Source organism: Amycolatopsis sp. NPDC003731 (assembly GCF_053586895.1).
In genome coordinates this window covers 31,359-48,258 of the sequence record NZ_JBSFNC010000063.1, presented here as the reverse complement: position 1 = coordinate 48,258, position 16,900 = coordinate 31,359, and the positions used below count along the sequence as shown (strand labels likewise).

Here is a 16,900-nt window from a genome sequence, read left to right as displayed (position 1 = left end):
AGATGGCTTCCATCGTGCCGTTGCCGTTGTCGCGGCTGTTGCGCTCGGCGTTGCCGTAGTCGAAGCAGCAGCCACCGTTGTAGTGCGTGCCGTCGAAGATCGCGTACATGCCTTCGGGCTGGTCACCGGTCGCCGTGCCGGTGGCGTTGTTGTTGCGGTAGCCCGTCCCCGGTGCCACGAACACGCCGTACGCCTTCTGCCCACCGACGGTGGTCGGCGCGGCCGTCGCGCTGGCCAGGTTGTCGTAGCCGCCGGGCGCCGGGCCGGGGAAGCCACCCGGCGGGGCCTGGGTCAGGTGGTTGTTCCGGCCGGACTGGTCGTAGATGACCGTGATCAGGCAGGACGTCCCGGCGCAGAACGAATCCTGGGCCGCGGCGTTCGCGACGCCGCCGGCGCTCAGGACGCCGATGTCCCGCGTCGTGTTGTCCGACGCCCGCCGCACCTGGTACAGCGAGCCGCTGTACGCGCCGTAGAGCGCCCGGGTGGTCGAATGCGCGGCCACACAAGGCGTTCCGCCGGCCGCGTAGATGTCACACGGCCCCTGGGCGGCCGCCTCCGACGTCGTCGCCGTGCCGGCCAGCGCGCCCGCGGCGATCACCACGGCCGGCCACATCCTCGTCCAACGCTTGTTCATCGCGAACTCCTCCGTCCGGACGGCCTAGCCCCGGGTCCACTTCTGGGCGTTGCCGCCCGTGCAGGTCTGCAGCGTCACCGGCGTGCTGTTCCCCGTGCCGTTGCCGTTCGGCGTCAGGCACAGTCCCGATTGGACACCGGTGATCGTGCCGTCGGCGGCCGCCGTCCACTGCTGGTTGGCGCCGGTCGAGCAGTCCCAGATGATCGCCCGGGTGCCCGCGGTGGTGCCCGCGCCTTCGGCGTCCAGGCACTTGTTGCCGTACACCAGGAGCTGCTTGCCCGACGTCAGCGTCCACTGCTGGTTGCTGCCGCCGTTGCAGTCCCACAGCGTCACCTGGGTGCCGTTGGTCTGGGACACGTTCGGCACGTCGAGACACCGCCCGGCGGCGGTGTTGCGCAGCACCGACGTCGACCCGCCGCCCGAACCGGCCACGGCGAAGTTGTCGAACTGCGCGGTTTCGCCGACGCTCGTGCCGATCCCGACCTGGCCGGCCGGGAAGGTGCCGTCGGTGACCGTGCCGAGCACCGTGCCGTCGACGGACGCGGTGATGGTGCTGCCGGAGAAGCCCAGCGACAGCTTGTGCCAGCTGCCGGTGCCGAGCGCGGCCGTCGTGCCGGTGCGCAGCGTCGTGTTCTGCTGGCTGGTGTTGTTGCGCCGGATCGACCAGGCGCCGTTGTCGCCGATCCGGAAGTAGTACGCGTTCAGCGCGCCCTGGTTGCCGGTGTCCTGCGAGCCGGCCCGGCCGAGCAGCTCGACGTAGCCGGACTTCTCCAGCAGCACGTCCGTGCTGAGCGTGTAGTTGCTCCAGGCGACGTTGCCCAGGAGCGCGTACGGGTCGACGAACTTCTTCCAGGGGATCGTCTTCTGCGTCGCGGACTGGCGGACGCAGGTGCCCGCGCGGCCGGCGCCGCAGGGGGCGGTCTCGAACGCGCCCTCCATGTCCATCAGGTACTTGGCTTCCTTGCCCTTCGCGTACGCCTCGAAGTCGTCGCTGTAGGGCAGGTTCAGCGAGCCCTGCGGCGGGCTGGTCGCGGTGCCCTTGCCCTGCCCGGTGGTGGTCGTGATCGTGTACAGGTACCCGGGCTGGACGGTCAGCGAGTACGCGCCGCCGGACGGCGTGAGGTCGGTGCTGTGGACGAAGTGGTCGGCCGGGTTGTTCGAGTTGAGGTTGGTCGCCCACACGTGCACCTGGCCCGTGGACAGCCCGCCGGTGACGTTCAGGTTCAGCGTCTGGGCCGAGGTCGCGTCCATCGTCTCGATGACCGTGCTGTAGTCGGTGTTGTTCGGCGACTTCAGCGAGACGTAGCTGCCGTTGGACCGGTTGCCGCCCAGGTAGCCGCTGGACGAATCGAGGTACTTCCAGCCGGGCGCGGTGAACTGCGTCGTGTGCGCCAGCGCCCACGCGTCCTTGCCGACCGAGTAGTAACCCGACCACGGCTGGTTGGCGAGGATGAGCCCGACCGTCGGCCACGGGATGTTCGGCGTGGTGGCGGCGATCAGGTCCCAGTTGAGGTACGCGGTCATCTTGCCGTCGAGGTAGACGCGGTTGATCCCGCGGGCCAGCGGCTTGGCGCCGTCGTTGTAGTCCTGTGAGCCGTTTTCACTGGACCACAACGTCTTCCCGGTGTTGACCACGTTCGCCGGCACGCTGCAGGACGTCTGCGCGCTGAGGTAGCCGCAGGTGTAGTGGGCGCTGAGCACGTCGGTGGCGTTGCGGTAGGCCGTGTTCGTCGAGATCGCGCTCGCCGGGCCCCAGTCCCCCGGCCACGAGTCGCCGGAGATGACCTTGACCGCGCTGTACCCGTTGGCGTTGAGGGCGTTGCGCAGGGTCACGGTCCAGTCGGCGCTCCACTGCTTCTCGTTCTGGACGCTGGTGAGGTAGTCGATGGTCAGCCCGTGCTGCTTGGCGCACCCCAGCCACGACAGGTAGTAGTCGGTGAGGTCGTTGGAGAAGAACGTCCCGTTGCCGATCCAGCCCGGCGCGCCCCAGGGCAGGCCCACGAGCTTGATGCCGGGGTTGCGCGCCTTGGCCTGTTCCATGATCCACCACTCGTACCCGCGGTTGCAGTCGAGGTCGCCGCGGAAGTGGGCGTGGCTCGGTTCCGCGCCGCTGGTGGAGTTGGTGTCCCCGCCCATTTCCACCTTGAGGATCTGCAGGGCGGCCCCGTAGCCGGGCTTGAACAGGTAGTCGAGGATCTGGCCGCGCTGCGGTTCGGGGTAGTCGATCAGCAGGCGGCTGTTACCCCCGCCCCCGCTGACCGCGCCGACGCCGTCGAACGTGCGTCCGCCGGAGCTGCCGTTGATCGTGATCGAGGTGGCGGCCTGGGCCGGCGCCGCGGCGACGACGCTGCCGGCCACGGCCAGGACGACCGCGGTGACCACCGCAATCGCGCTCCGGAACATGGTAGTCCTCACTTCCGACGCAGGGCGGCACCCGGCGAAAGTTCCGGGCTTGCCGGCGAAACAGTCGAACGATCGGCGAAGGGGGAAAACGCCCTCGTCCGGCCGGTAATCGGCCCAGGAGAACCCCATCTTCGTCGATGGCGAACACGCGCTGCGTTAACGCTAACAGTCGCCTTGCCGCCGAACAACTGTCGTTCTTCGCACCGGTGTAATTTTCGCGGCGGCGGTCGAAAACGGCGATGCACCCCCTTTCCCGCACCGCTTTCCCCGGCTACAGTCTCGGACTGCTGGGAGCGCTCCCAGTCGACGTTTCCGGCGCCCCCCGTCGTTCGAAGGAGAACGTGCATGCGAAGCAGGACAGTGGCCGCCGGCGGGCTCGCCGCCGTGGTCGTGACCGGCGTCGTCGCCACGACCACGTGGGCCGGCGCGCAGGCCGCCGCCTCGGCGTACTACGTCGACCCGGGCACCAACGCGGCCAAGTGGGTCGCGGCGAACCCCGGCGACTCGCGCGCCGCGGTCATCCGCGACCGGATCGCCGCGGTACCGCAGGCGCGGTGGTTCACCACCACGAACACGTCCACCGTGCGCGGCGAAGTGGACGCCTACGTCGGCGCCGCGGCCGCCGCCGGGAAGATCCCGATCATGGTCGTCTACGACATCCCCAACCGCGACTGCGGCGGGGCGAGCAGCGGCGGCGCGCCGTCCCACGACGCCTACCGGGCCTGGATCGACCAGGTGGCGGCCGGTCTCGCGGGCCGTCCGGCGGCGATCGTGCTCGAGCCGGACGTGCTCCCGCAGATGACGAACTGCCAGAACAGCGACCAGCAGCGCCAGACCACGGCGTCGATGGCGTACGCGGGCAAGAAGCTGAAGGCCGGCTCGTCCCAGGCGAAGGTGTACTTCGACATCGGGCACTCCGCGTGGCTCTCCCCCGGTGACGCCGCCTCGCGGCTGCGGGCCGCCGACATCTCCAACAGCGCCGACGGCATCTCCACCAACGTGTCCAACTACCGCTCGACCTCCGACGAGGTCGCCTACGACAAGGCGATCCTCGGCCAGCTGGGCGATTCGCGGCTGAAGGCCGTGGTCGACACGAGCCGCAACGGCAACGGGCCGCAGGGCAGCGAGTGGTGCGACCCCGGCGGGCGCGCCATCGGCACCCCGAGCACCAACCAGACCGGCGACGGCCAGATCGACGCGTTCCTGTGGGTCAAGCCGCCGGGCGAGGCGGACGGCTGCATCGCCACGGCCGGCCAGTTCGTGCCCCAGCGGGCCTACGACCTCGCCATCGCGGCCGGGCCGATCCAGACCACCACCCCGACGAGCCCCACCACGCCGACCACCCCGACCACGCCCACGACGCCCACCACGACGACCCCGCAGCCGACCGGCGGCTGCAAGGTCACCCACCGGGTGGTCAGCAGCTGGCCGACCGGGTACACCGGCGAGATCGTCATCGAGAACCGCGGTGCGGCCCTCAGCAGCTGGACGCTGACGTTCTCCGCCCCCGGCGTGACCGTCACCAACGGCTGGAACGGGACCTGGACCGACGGCGGCGACGTCGTCACGGTCGCCAACGCGGCGTGGAACGGCAGCCTGGGCACGAACGCGACGACCACGCTCGGCTACAACGCGAACTACAACGGTGGCACGCCGCCGTTCCAGCAGCCGGCGCTCAACGGGACGTCCTGCTCCTGACCCCCAGCCGCAGCGCGGAGACGAGGAAGAAGATGCCGCCCAGCGTGGCGTAGCCGGCCAGCGCCGTCAGCGACGCACCCTCCATTGTGGCCTGCAGGATGAAGGAAGTACCGGCCACGACGGAGATCGCGCCGCTGAGGATCATCGGCCACTGGCCGCCGAGGCCACGCCGGGCGGCACCGACGACGAGCTGGACGAGGCCGGCCACGATCGCCCAGCTGCCCCACAACCGCAGCACGCCCGGAATCCCGGACGAGGCGGCGAGGGCCAGACCGGCGGCGGCGAGCAGGCTGATCGCGACGTTCACGTAGAGCGCCGTGATCGGCTTGCCCGCCTTCGCCGAACGCGCGTCGAGCACGGCGGCGACGACGTCGAACAGCGGGTACAGCACCAGCAACGCGATGCTGACCGGCCCGAGCGCCTTCGCCGTCGTGAAGAGCAGCCCCGCCCAGACGAGGGCGAACGCGAACCGGACGAAGTAGAGCCGCCGCAAGGCTTGCGCGACGTCGGCGGCCGGAACGGTGTCGGTGGTCATGGACTCTCCCGGTAGATAGAACGATCTGTCTCGTTGCCGACTATGGCAGTGCCGACCCGCCGCCGTCAAGACCGACCGTTCTATCTGCTAGGCTGGACGCAGCGAACCGGGAGGTGGACGTGTCCGAAGCACGAGCGCGGCTGCTGAGCTCGGCCAGCCGGCTGTTCTACACCGAGGGCCTGCATTCGGTCGGCATCGACCGGGTCATCGCCGACGCCGGCGTCACCCGCGCCACGCTCTACCGGCACTTCCCCAGCAAGGACGACCTGCTGGTCGCTTACCTGAGCGAAGCGGACAAGGCCATCCGCGCGCAGGTCGCGGCGGCCCGGGAGGCGGGCGGCTCGCCCGAGGACGTCGTCCTGGCCGTGGCCACGACGATCGCGGACGGCATCCGGTCACCCGGCTTCCGCGGTTGCGCGTTCCTCAACGCCGCCGCCGAATACCCGGACCCCGCCCACCCGGTGCACCAGGCCGTCCTCGCGCACCGGCAGTGGTTCCTGGACACCGTCACGGAACTCCTCGCCGCAACCGGGGAGACTGCCGCCGGGCCGGCCGCGCAGCACTTCGTCATGCTCCGCGACGGCGCGATGGCCGCGGGCTGCCTCACCGACCCGGCCCCGATCTGCGCCACGTTCCTCCGTGGCGTGGAAGGCATCCTGCGGTACCGGGACGCCCCGGTGGCGGCCGGGGCCAAGCGGCGCAACCGGGGTTAGGCCGCCCGGCCGGCGACCCAGGACGCCACGGGTGCGGCGGGCGCGCCGAGCTTGGTGCCCTTGCGGTAGCCGCCGAAGATCATGCCGAGCACCAGGACGGCGAGGACGACCACCAGGATCCACAGCCACACGGACTTGCGCACACGGTCTCCCCTCGTCGGAGTCGGTCACACCGTACCGCTCGATTGGCGCGGTGGCCGGTTGGGTATTCCTGCGGGTATGGGTGCTTGGGGCAAACGGCTCGTCGCGTTGGCTGTGGCCGCGGTGGTTCTGATCGCCGCCGTGCTCGTCGCATCGGCCGTGCACGTGTTACCCCAATTGCGCAATCCGTTCGCGGAGCGGACCGAGGAACACTCCGGTCCGGTGCTGCTGCAGTCGATCGTCGAGCTGTCCCGCTACGAGGCGGCCAGCGGTTCGTTCCAGGTCGTCGTCGACATCACCACCAGCTCGGTCCTGCCGAGTTTCCTCGTGGGCAGCGACACCCTGTTCATCGGCGTCGGCACCGACAACGCCTATGTGGACTTCTCGCGGCTGAAGGGCGACGCGGTCCAGGTCTCCGACGACCGCCAGTCCGCGAAGATCACCCTGGGGCACGCACAGCTGGAGCCGGCCACGCTGGACGTGCACGAGTCCCATGTGTACGCGCAGCAGCAGGGCCTGTTCACCCGGATCAACGAGTTCCTCAGCGGGAACCCGAACTCGCAGCAGGCGCTCTACGAGCTCGCCCAGAAGCAGATCCAGGCCGCGGCCGCGAAGAGCTCGCTGGTGGCCGACGCGGAGCGCAACACCCGCACGATGCTGACCGGCCTGCTGCAGTCGCTCGGCTTCAAGAACATCACCGTCGAGTACGCCGACACCAACCCCGGCTGACCGGGGCTTTCCCGCCGCGAACGAAAACTGTCGGACCCTCCCCGTAGTCTGCGACCGATCACCCGCAGGAGGGGGAAACACAGGTGAACGACAGCAGACAGCCGAGCGAGACGGCGTTCCGGCCGGACCCGTCCTGGGAGCCGCACGTCCACGTCCGGCGGGGCGGCTGGTTCGTCCGCGAGGTCGAGCTCGGCCAGGAGGCGGCCGGGTACTGGCAATCCGTGCTCGACGAACCCGGTGAACGCGCCGAAGAGGCCTTCGGCAACCCGGGCAGCGACCCCGCGATCCTGGCGGCCATCCGGCGGACGCAGGCCGGCGAGGCCGACGTGGTGGGCGCCGCCGCACTGGCCCGCCTGCGGATGTACGGCCACTACCGGGGCAGCGAGGAGCGGAACCGCTCGGAGCAGGTGGCCGACGCGTGGATCCTGCGCCACGGCCTGGTGTTCGCGGTCCGGGCGGCCGCCGAGGCCACCCGGATCAGCTGCAACGAGACCGGCGGGCCGGCGCTCGTGCGCCCGTGCCCCGGCGCGCAGGTTCCGCTGCACCTGCTGCGGATCCCGCTGTTCCGGCGGCTGCGTTCGGTCCTCGCCGCGGCGCCGCAGGCCGACTACGAAGCCGCGGCCGAGGCGCTCGCGCCGTGCCGCACCCAGGCGGCCACCCGGATCGCCGCCTCCTACCTGGTCCCCACCTGCACCGACTGGAGTGACGAGCTGGTCGCCGAGGTCGCGGGCGTCGACGCCTACAACTTCGACTGGGGCGCGGTGCTGACCTCCCTGAGCACCCCGGAACAGGTCGCCGCGGTGCACAACGAGTACGTGAACTGGCAGTTCAACCAGGACGAGATCCGCTGCACCCTCACCGACGCGCTGGGGCCGGCCGTCGCGCCGTTCGTGGCCCGGGCGATCGACGGTGACCCGAACGGCGGCGACTCGCGCAAGGCACTGCTGCGCTTCCTCGCCGTCCTGCCCACCGACACGGCGTTCGGCCTGCTGGTGGCGCGGCTCGGCCAGAAGCACGTGTCGCCGGTCGTCGCCGGGGCGATGGGCCGCTTCCCCGCCCGCGCGGTCCGGCTGCTGGCCGAGGCCGCCACCGGCCGCTCCAAGACCGCGGACGCCGCCGGCTTCCTGCTGCGGAGCCAGGTTCGCGCGCATCCGGACATCGCCGCCCGGGTCGCCGGGCAGCTGCCGGCCGAGCAGCGTGCGGTGGTCGAGAAGACGATGGCGGGCGGTGATCGGCTGTCCGAGGTTCCGCGGTCGGCGCTGCCGCGGGTCCTGGTGGACCCACCGTGGACGACGAAGCGCACGGCGGTCAAACCCACCGTCCTCAGTGGACTCGAGACCGGCGGCGAGCCGGCGCTCGAGTGGGAGCCGGGCGAAGAAGCCGAGTGGGCGAGGCAGGACCTGGAGAACTTCTGGCCGGGCGACGACCCGGACCTGGCGGGCCGGATCGCCGCGTTCGAGGCCGGGAAGCTCCCGCGCTGGGCGGAACCGCGCCTGTTCCTCGCCGCGCCGCGGGAGTGGGTGCTCGAGCACCTCCCCCACTGGGAACCCCAGGACGCCTGGGATGCCGAGGGCTGGGGCCGTCAGCTCCTGGGCCGGCACGGCCTGGCCGCGTACCGGCCGGTCCTCGCGGCGGCGACCGCGCACCCGGGCCACGGCGGGCTGCTCCTGCCGTTGACGAGCCCGGAGATCGCCGAGCTGATGGCGGACTGGTTCGTCCGGCTGAAGTCGGCCCGCTCGATCGCGTCGGCCTGGCTGGCCCGCCACCCGGCCGCGGCCGCGCGGTACCTCGTCCCGCCCGCGCTCGGGCCGGCCGGGGCGCGGCGTCGCGCGGCCGAAGCGGCGCTGCGCCACGTCGCGGCGCAGAACGCCGAAGTCGTCGCGCGGGCCGCGGCGGGCCACGGCCCCGAAGCCGCCCAGGCGATCGGCCGGCTGCTCGCCACCGACCCCCTGGACGTCCTGCCCGCGCGGATGCCGGTGGCCGGGGCCTGGGCCGATCCGGTCGTGCTGCCGCAGATCCGGCTGCGCGAGGGCGGTCAAGCGCTGCCAGAAAGCGCGGCCGGGCACGTCGTCACGATGCTCGCGCTGTGCCGCCCCGACGAGATCTACGCCGGGGTGCCGCACGTCCGGGAGGTCTGTGACCCGGCCTCGCTGGCGGAGTTCGCCTGGGCGCTGTTCCGCGGCTGGGAGAGCGAAGGGTTCCCGGCCAAGGGCGGCTGGGTGCTGACCGCGCTGGGCCTGCTCGGAGACGACACGGTGGTCCGCGAGCTGAGCCCGCTGATCCGCGCCTGGCCGGGCGAAGGCGGCCACGCCCGGGCGACCGCGGCCCTCGACGTCCTGGCCGGCATCGGCACGGACCTCGCGCTCCTGCACCTGAACTCCATCGCGCAGAAGGTGAAGTTCAAGGGGCTGAAGCTGAAGGCGCAGGAGAAGATCGCCGCGGTCGCCGAGGGGCTCGGCCTGTCGACCGAGCAGCTGGCCGACCGCCTGGTCCCGACACTCGGCCTCGACGAGGCAGCCACGGCAGTGATCGACTACGGCCCCCGCACGTTCGTCGTCGGCTTCGACGAACAGCTCAAACCGTACGTCACGGACCCGGACGGCAAGCCCCGCAAGGCCTTGCCGAAGCCGGGCGCGAAGGACGACGCCGAGCTCGCGGCGGCGGAGTACAAGCGCTTCTCGGCGCTGAAGAAGGACGTCCGTGCGGTCGCGGCCGACCAGATCTCCCGGCTGGAGACGGCGATGGTGCTCGGCCGCCGCTGGCCCGCCGCGGAGTTCGAGCAGCTGCTGGCCGGCCACCCGCTGCTCTGGCACCTCGTGCGGCGGCTGGTCTGGCGCACCACGGCGGGCGAAGCGTTCCGGTGCGCGGAGGATCGCACGTACGCCACCGTCGAGGACGACGGTTACTTGCTGCCGCCGGACGCCGAGGTGGGCATCGCGCACCCGCTCGAGCTGGGCGCGGCGCTGGCGGAGTGGTCGGCGGTGTTCGCCGACTACGAGATCCTGCAGCCGTTCCCGCAGCTGGGCCGTCCGGTGGCCACTTTGGACGACGCCGAGAAGGCCGCGACGACGCTGAAGCGGTTCGAGGGCCTCAAGGTGCCGGTCGGCAAGGTGCTCGGCCTGACCCAGCGCGGCTGGGTGCGCGGCGAACCGCAGGACGCCGGCATCGAGTGCTGGATCTCCCGCCCGGCCCCCGGCGGCTTCAGCGTCGTGGTCGACCTCGACCCCGGCATCGCGGCCGGCGACGTGACCTGGGAACCGGAGCAGGTGCTGGGCGCGATCTGGCTGGACGACACCGGAGGTGGCCACTGGCGCCGGCTCGGGTCCACCCGGCCCTTCGGCGACCTGGACCCGGTCACGGCGTCCGAGGTGCTGGCCGACCTCGAAGGGCTGACCCGGTGACCGCGAACCCGCAACGGCCACCGGCCGAAGTCCGCTACGCCGATGAGCTGGCCCGGTTGCGCGAGCAGGACACCGCGCCGCGCCCGCCGGGCTGGGCGCTCAGCCTCGCGGCCGCGCGCCGGTTCATCGTCGGCGACGAGGCCCACGGCATCCGGCGCAAGTTCGTCGGCGATCCGTCGCTGATCGACCGGTCGCTGGTCACGCTGGCCACCAGCCGCGGGCTGATGCTCGTCGGCGAGCCCGGGACGGCGAAATCGCTGCTGTCGGAGCTGATCGCGGCGGCCGTCAGCGGTGACTCGACGCTGACCATCCAGGGCGGCGCGGCCACCACCGAGGACCAGATCAAGTACTCGTGGAACTACGCGCTGCTGGTCGCCGAAGGGCCGTCGGAGCGGTCGCTGGTGCCCGCGCCGATGCTGCGCGGCATGCGCGAGGGCGCGGTGGTGCGGTTCGAGGAGATCACGCGCTGCCCGCTGGAAGTGCAGGATTGCCTGCTGTCGCTGCTGTCCGAGCGGGTGCTGGCGATCCCGGAGCTGCCCGGCGGGGCGGGCATGGTGTTCGCCTCCGAAGGGTTCAACGTCATCGCCACGGCCAACACGCGCGACCGCGGCGTCAACGAGATGAGCGCGGCCCTGAAACGGCGGTTCACCTTCGAGACGGTGTTCCCGATCGCGGACTTCGCCACCGAACTGGACCTGGTCGAGCAGGAGGCGACCGCGCTGCTGGCCCGGTCCGGGGTCGAGGCCCCGCCGCGGCGTGACGTGCTGGAGGTGCTGGTCACCACCTTCCGCGACCTGCGCGGCGGGCCGGCGGGCGATCGCGTGTCGGCCGTGATGAGCACCGCGGAGGCGGTGTCGGTCGCGCACGCGGTCGGGGTGCGGGGCTGGTACCTGCGCGGTGAGCCGGGCACGCCCGCCGACGTCGTGGCCTGCCTGGCCGGCACGGCGGCGAAGGACAACGCGGACGACCTGGCGCGGCTGCGCCGGTACCTCGAACAGCACGCGGCCCGCCGCGGTGCCGATCCGTGGCAGGAGCTGCACCACGCGCGGCACCTGCTGCCGGGCTGAGGGGGCGGGGCATGGGGGCCGTCTTCGTGGGCGTGCGGCACCACAGCCCGGCGTGCAGCCGGGTGGTCGCGTCGGCCGTCGGCGAGCTGCGCCCGGCGTACGTGCTCGTCGAGGGGCCGGCCGACGTCAACGGCCGGCTCGGTGAGCTGCTGCTCGGCCACGAACTGCCGATCGCCATCCACACGAGCTACTCCGGCGAGCAGCGGACGCACTCGTCGTGGTCGCCGTTCTGCGACCACTCCCCCGAGTGGATCGCGCTGACCGCCGGCCGGGCGGCCGGTGCGGAGCTGCGGTTCATCGACCTGCCGGCCTGGCACCCGGCCTTCGACGGCTGGGACAACCGGTACGCCGACGCGGAGCTGCGCTACGCCGAAGTGATCCGCCGGCTGTGCGCGGAGTTCGCGGTGGACAACCCCGACTCGCTCTGGGACCACCTCTTCGAAGCGGCCCCGGACGAGGGCCTGGCGGAACGGTTGACGGCGTACTTCGACCTCCTGCGCGGGGAGGCCGAAGCGAGCGAAAGCGACCGGGTGCGCGAGGAGTACATGGCCTCGTGGGTCCGCGCGGCCGTCGCCGACGCCGGGGAGCGGCCCGTACTGGTCGTCACCGGCGGGTTCCACACCGCGGCCGTCCGGCGGCTCGCGGCGAGCGGCGGCACGGACTGGCCCGAGGTGCCCCGGCAGCCCGGTGCGGCGAGCTACCTCGTGCCGTACTCGCACCGGCGGCTCGACGCGTTCACCGGCTACCAGTCCGGGATGCCCTCGCCCGGCTACTACCAGCTGCTCTGGGAACGCGGCCTGGCCGGCGCCGGCCAGGGGCTGCTGGAAGCGGTCGCCGGGCGGCTGCGCGCGCGACGTCAGCCGGTGTCGACCGCGGATCTCATCGCCGCCCGCGCCCTCGCCGACGGCCTGGCCAAGCTGCGCGGGCACGACCACCCGGCGCGGGTCGACGTCCTGGACGGCCTGCTCGGCGCCCTGGTCACCGACGACCTGACGCAGCCGCCGCCGTGGACGGTCCGCGGGCCGCTGCAGCCGGGTGCGCACCCGGTGGTGGTCGAGATGGTGGCCGCGCTCGGCGGCGAGCGCACGGGCCGGCTGCACCCGGACACCCCCGCGCCGCCGTTGCCCGGCCGGGTCGAGGCGGAACTGGCGGAGCTGGGCCTCGACGGCGCCGGTCCGGTCCGGCTCGACCTGACCGAAGAGCACGGGCGGCGCCGCAGCCGGGTCCTGCACTGCCTGCGGCTGCTGGGGATTCCCGGGTTCGACCGCCGGTCCGGTCCGGCGGGCGGCGCGGACCCGGTGGTCGTCGAGGTCTGGCGGCTGACTCCCGGCGACACCCGCCTGCCCGCGCTGATCGAGGCGGGGGCGTACGGCGCGACCCTGCCCGAAGCGGCGCTGGCCGTGCTGCGGGAGAGCCTGCCCGGCGCCGACCTGCCGGCGCTGGCGCGAGCGCTGTTCGACGCCGCTCTGTGCGGCGTCCCGGCCCTGCCCGAATCCATTGTGGACACCCTGGTCGCGGAGGCCGGCCACGCGGACGACCTCGGCCCGCTCGGGGACGCCGTGGCGACGGTCCTCGCGCTGTGGCGCCACGACGAGCTGTTCGGCCTCGCGGGCAGCCCGGCGGCCGCGGCCGTGCTGCGGGCGGGGGTGGCGCGGGCGTTGTGGCTGGCCGAAGCCGTCCGCGGTGGCCCGGCTCCCGCCGAGCCGCGCCGGCTCGCGGCGATGGTGGCGGTCCGCGACACGATCCGGCACGCGGCGCCGGTGCTGACGGTGGATCGCGAGACGGCCACCGCGGTCGCCGGGCGGGTGGCCGCCGACGCGGGTGTCCCGCCGGACCTGCGGGGCGCCGCGGCCGGCCTGGCCTGGTCACTCGGCGCCGCCCCGGCTCCGGACCGGACCCGGGCGGCGGTGCGGGACATGGCCGCCCCGGCCTCCCTCGGCGACTGGCTGGCCGGGCTGTTCGCGCTGGCCCGCGAGGAGGTGATCGGCGCCGACGGCGTGCTGGACACGCTGGACGAGCTGGTGAGCGCGCTGACCGAGGCGCAATTCCTGGCGGCGCTGCCCGCGCTGCGCCTGGCGTTCGCCTACTTCCCGCCCGCGGAACGCGAAAAGATCGCCGAGCGCCTGCTGGCCCGCCACGGCCGCGGCGGCTCGGCCCGCACCCTGACCCGGCCGGTCGCGATCGACCCGGTGGTCATCGCGGAGGCCATGGCCCTCGAGGCCCGCGTGGACGCCCGCCTGACCCGGGAGGGCCTGGCATGACCGCGTTCGAACACCGCCCGTCCCACGGAGAGGCACCCGCGTGACCGACCTCGAGCGCTGGCGCCTCATCCTCGGCGAGCCCGCGCAAGCGGCCTGCGAGCTCACCCGGGAGGGCGCGGGGCGGGACGCGGCCCTGTCCTGGCTCTACGACCGCGGTGACGAGCTGGCCGAGCGGGACGTGCGCGGCGGCACCGGGCCGTCCGTACTGTCCACAGTAGACTGGCTCGACGACGTGCACCGGCTGTTCCCGCGCGAGACCATCGAGCGCCTGGAACGCGACGCGGTGGAGCGCTACGACATCACCGAAATCGTCACCGACCCGGACGTGCTGGCCCGGATCGAACCGAGCCCGGCGCTGCTGCGGGCGGTGTTGCGCACCAAGCACCTGATGAACCCGGATCTGCTCGCCATGGCGCGGAAACTCGTCGAAGCGGTCGTCCGCGACCTGCTGCGGCGGCTGAAGCCGGAGCTGCGCCGGTCGTTCACCGGCACCCGGTCCCGGCGGCCCAGTCAGCTGAAGCAGGCGCGTGACTTCGACTTCCACCGCACGATCCGCGCCAACCTCGGCCGCTACCAGCCCGCCGAGCGGCGGGTGCTCATCGACAGCCCGAAGTTCACCTCCCGCACCCGCCGGCACCTCGACCGGTGGCAGCTGGTCCTGCTCGTCGACCAGTCCGGGTCGATGGCCGGCTCGGTGATCCACGCGGCGGTGACCGCGGCCTGCCTGTGGGGCCTGCCGGGCCTGAAGACGCACCTGGTCACGTTCGACACCGCGGTCGTCGACCTCACCGAGGACGTCACCGACCCGGTCGAGCTGCTGATGAAGGTCCAGCTGGGCGGCGGCACCGACATCGCGAAGGCGGTCGCCTACGCCGCCGGGCTCATCGAGAACCCGCGCCGGGCGATCGTGGTGGTGATCAGCGACTTCTTCGAAGGCGGCGACGAACACCGGCTGGTGCACGACGTCCGGAAACTGGCCGAGGCGGGCACGCACGTGCTGGCCCTGGCCGCGCTCGACGAGGAGGCGAACCCGGTGTACGACCGCGCGCTGGCGCAACGGCTGGCCGACGTGGGCGCCCACGTCGGGGCCATGACGCCCGGGATGCTGGCCGAGTTCGTCGCGGAACTGCTCGGCTGATGCGCGCCGACCTCCTCGCGCTCACCCCGGACGCGCTCGCCGCGCTGGCCAACCGCGGCCTGGTCAAGCGCGCGCAGAAAGACATCGACGCCGGCCGCGGCCCGGCCCTCGAAACCGCCGAGGACGGCGAGGTGCGCGGCCGGTTCCCGGACGGCGTCGAGGTCGTGTTCCCGCCGGAAGGCGCACTCGCCGCGGCGGCGTGCACCTGCGGCGCGCCCGGCGTGTGCCGCCACCGGATCGCCGTCGTGCTCGGCTACCAGCACCACCCGGGGGCCGCACCCGAGTTCACCGCGTGGTCGCCGGGCGACATCGACGACGAAGCGCTGACGGCCGAGTTCGGCGCCCGAGCCGTGACAACGGCCCGGCGCGCTTGGCAGGCGGGTCCGGTGGTGCGCCTCCGGCGCCCGACGGCGGCGGACCCGGTGGCGGTGGCCGAACTCCCGGCGGCGACGGTCCGCTTCCTGGTCCCCGCCGAGCTGGGCTACGCCCACACCGACGCGGCCGACCGGGCCCAGCAGGTCGCCATCGCGGTCTGGGCGTTCCGGGAGGCCGACACCCGCGGCCTGACCGACGCGGACACCCGGTTCGCGATCGGCGGCCCAACCCCGGCCCCGGCCCCGGTCCCGTCCGCCCCCGCGCTGGAGGTCGTCGCGCGGGTGCTGCACGACGGCGTGGCGAACGCGAGCCCGGTGCTGCGGGCCTCGATCGGCCGCATCGCCACGGACCTGGCGGAGTCAGGGCTGCGCTGGCCGGCGGCGGCGATGTCAGAGCTCGGCGACCAGTTGGACGCGTACGCCGCCCGCAGCGCCCGCCACCGCGTCGAGTGGTGCGCGGAGCTCCTCGCGGAGATCCCGGCCCGATTCCGGGCGAGCGGCCCGCCGTCCCTGGTGCTGGGAACGGAAGAGCAGGCGGAGACGAAGTTGCGCCGCATCCGCCTGACGGCACTGGGCGTCCGGATATCCGGCAGCCCGGGCGAGCGCCGCGCCCAGGTCTACTTCACGGCCGACGGCTCGGTGCTGGCCCTGACGGCCCGCTGGGAAACCGGCACCGAGCAGGTCACGGGCCACGACCTGGCCGGCCGCCGCATCGCGGGCACGACGCTGGGAGTCCTGGCGGCCGCAAACGTCGTCTCGGAAACCGCGGTCCGCAGCGCAAGCCGAGCCTTGAGACTGGGCACCTCCCGCACGGGCGCAATATCGATAACCCCGATCGGCGCGGCATGGGACGACCTGCCCGCGGTGATCACCGACTTCAAGGCCGAAGCCAATCGGCTGGCGAACCTCCCGCCGAAGCTGATCCGTCCCCGAGTCGAGGCGGAAGCCATCGCGGTGGTCCGGATAACAGAGGTGTGCGACCTGGGCTACCACCCCGGAGCCCAACGCCTGGACGCAATCATCGCGGACGCCCACGGCACCCAGGCGCGAATAACGGCAACCCACAGCAGCGCCTGCCCGGGTCGGCTGGACGCGCTGAACAGCGCGCTGGCGGCAAACCCCACCCAGCTGAGCGGAGCATTGACCCGAACGGCAGGCGAGCTGCGCATAGACCCGGTGGCCATCCGAACGAAGGAGGGCATCCACCTCCCGGACCTGGCCGCCGACGACCGAACCGAGCCACTGGGCCCACCACCTCCGCCAGAGCACGACCCCTTGCGAGAGGCATTGGCAGAGGCGGAATCGGTCCTGGCGGAGGCGGCCCACCGAGGCTTGGCCCACGCACCCCCAACGTCGAGAACCCGAACAGACCGAGCGGCAAAGAACCTGAAGTCAACAGGCTTCACCACCACGGCGGCCGAGCTGAGCAAATTCGCGGAGCAATGGACCCCGGAGGCATGGACAAGAGCCCAGATCCGAGTACTGACAACGGCCGAACTCCGCTGACAACCAGCAACAGACCCGAGCGGCACCGAACCCCAGCTCCACCGACACCGACACCGGCACCGGCTGCGACACCGGCACCGGCTGCGGCACCAGCCACAACGGAACCCAGACTTCCCCCAACCCCGATCCGAAGCCCCAACACGGCCGGCGGCACCGGGTCAAAATGAGTCATTCGCGACCCTGCGGGTACACGTGAGCTGCGCGGCCTTGTCCCGCTTGCGCGTGAAGCGTCGCGCCGGGACGCCAGCCTGGCCTGGAAGCGTTGCGCAATCGCTTCACATGGCTGAGGATGGCTCGCGA

Annotated in this window: 12 protein-coding genes; 8 read left to right on the top strand and 4 right to left on the bottom strand. The window is 72.6% G+C overall.

Annotated elements, in window-relative coordinates; all coding sequences use genetic code 11:
• On the bottom strand, positions 1-634 hold a 634-nt coding region (locus tag ACWDN5_RS25205), incomplete at its 3' end, for an arabinofuranosidase catalytic domain-containing protein (protein ID WP_449677976.1).
• 24 nt (positions 635-658) lie between these two features.
• Positions 659-3,037 carry a ricin-type beta-trefoil lectin domain protein gene (locus ACWDN5_RS25200; protein ID WP_310969817.1) on the bottom strand — a complete coding sequence of 793 codons (2,379 nt, stop codon included), beginning with the start codon at positions 3,035-3,037 and terminating at the stop codon, positions 659-661.
• A 360-nt stretch (positions 3,038-3,397) separates the two neighbouring features.
• Here ACWDN5_RS25200 and ACWDN5_RS25195 point away from each other — a divergent pair, with 360 nt between their 5' ends.
• Positions 3,398-4,735, top strand: a complete 1,338-nt coding sequence (locus ACWDN5_RS25195) for a glycoside hydrolase family 6 protein (protein ID WP_449677979.1) — start codon at positions 3,398-3,400, stop codon at positions 4,733-4,735.
• Here the strand turns inward: ACWDN5_RS25195 and ACWDN5_RS25190 are convergent.
• Entirely contained in the window at positions 4,713-5,270 is a 558-nt protein-coding gene (locus ACWDN5_RS25190; protein ID WP_449677975.1) for a hypothetical protein, read from the bottom strand. The genes ACWDN5_RS25195 and ACWDN5_RS25190 overlap by 23 nt on opposite strands.
• A gap of 119 nt (positions 5,271-5,389) precedes the next feature.
• Here ACWDN5_RS25190 and ACWDN5_RS25185 point away from each other — a divergent pair, with 119 nt between their 5' ends.
• A complete protein-coding gene (locus ACWDN5_RS25185; protein WP_449677974.1) occupies positions 5,390-5,983 on the top strand; it encodes a TetR/AcrR family transcriptional regulator in 594 nt (197 codons plus the stop codon).
• On the opposite strand, the gene ACWDN5_RS25180 is transcribed toward ACWDN5_RS25185, so the two are convergent.
• Entirely contained in the window at positions 5,980-6,126 is a 147-nt protein-coding gene (locus tag ACWDN5_RS25180) for a hypothetical protein (protein ID WP_449677973.1), read from the bottom strand. The genes ACWDN5_RS25185 and ACWDN5_RS25180 overlap by 4 nt on opposite strands.
• A 76-nt stretch (positions 6,127-6,202) precedes the next feature.
• Here ACWDN5_RS25180 and ACWDN5_RS25175 point away from each other — a divergent pair, with 76 nt between their 5' ends.
• The 6 genes from ACWDN5_RS25175 (at position 6,203) to ACWDN5_RS25150 (ending at position 16,600) form a co-directional block, all read left to right on the top strand.
• Complete coding sequence (locus ACWDN5_RS25175; RefSeq protein WP_449677972.1) at positions 6,203-6,853, top strand: DUF4230 domain-containing protein; 651 nt, start codon at positions 6,203-6,205, stop codon at positions 6,851-6,853.
• 83 nt (positions 6,854-6,936) lie between these two features.
• A complete protein-coding gene (locus ACWDN5_RS25170; protein WP_449677971.1) occupies positions 6,937-10,254 on the top strand; it encodes a DUF4132 domain-containing protein in 3,318 nt (1,105 codons plus the stop codon).
• On the top strand, positions 10,251-11,321 hold the full coding sequence (locus ACWDN5_RS25165; RefSeq protein ID WP_449677970.1) for an AAA family ATPase: 1,071 nt from the start codon (positions 10,251-10,253) through the stop codon (positions 11,319-11,321). The genes ACWDN5_RS25170 and ACWDN5_RS25165 overlap by 4 nt, the downstream gene beginning before the upstream one ends.
• 11 nt (positions 11,322-11,332) lie before the next feature.
• The gene (locus ACWDN5_RS25160; RefSeq protein WP_449677969.1) at positions 11,333-13,582 is read left to right on the top strand and encodes a DUF5682 family protein; all 2,250 of its coding nucleotides are present in this window, start codon (positions 11,333-11,335) and stop codon (positions 13,580-13,582) included.
• Positions 13,583-13,622: 40 nt separating this feature from the next.
• Positions 13,623-14,720, top strand: a complete 1,098-nt coding sequence (locus ACWDN5_RS25155; protein ID WP_449677968.1) for a VWA domain-containing protein — start codon at positions 13,623-13,625, stop codon at positions 14,718-14,720.
• Positions 14,720-16,600, top strand: coding sequence for an SWIM zinc finger family protein (locus tag ACWDN5_RS25150; RefSeq protein ID WP_449677967.1), 1,881 nt, complete (start codon positions 14,720-14,722; stop codon positions 16,598-16,600). The genes ACWDN5_RS25155 and ACWDN5_RS25150 overlap by 1 nt, the downstream gene beginning before the upstream one ends.
• Positions 16,601-16,900 lie beyond the last annotated feature (300 nt).

Excerpts from the sequence above, each read along its gene's own strand:
- ACWDN5_RS25200 (WP_310969817.1), bottom strand. The coding sequence starts at position 3,037 with ATGTTCCGGAGCGCGATTGCGGTGGTCACCGCGGTCGTCCTGGCCGTG.
- ACWDN5_RS25190 (WP_449677975.1), bottom strand. The coding sequence starts at position 5,270 with ATGACCACCGACACCGTTCCGGCCGCCGACGTCGCGCAAGCCTTGCGG.
- ACWDN5_RS25175 (WP_449677972.1), top strand. The coding sequence starts at position 6,203 with ATGGGTGCTTGGGGCAAACGGCTCGTCGCGTTGGCTGTGGCCGCGGTG.
- ACWDN5_RS25160 (WP_449677969.1), top strand. The coding sequence starts at position 11,333 with ATGGGGGCCGTCTTCGTGGGCGTGCGGCACCACAGCCCGGCGTGCAGC.
- ACWDN5_RS25150 (WP_449677967.1), top strand. The coding sequence starts at position 14,720 with ATGCGCGCCGACCTCCTCGCGCTCACCCCGGACGCGCTCGCCGCGCTG.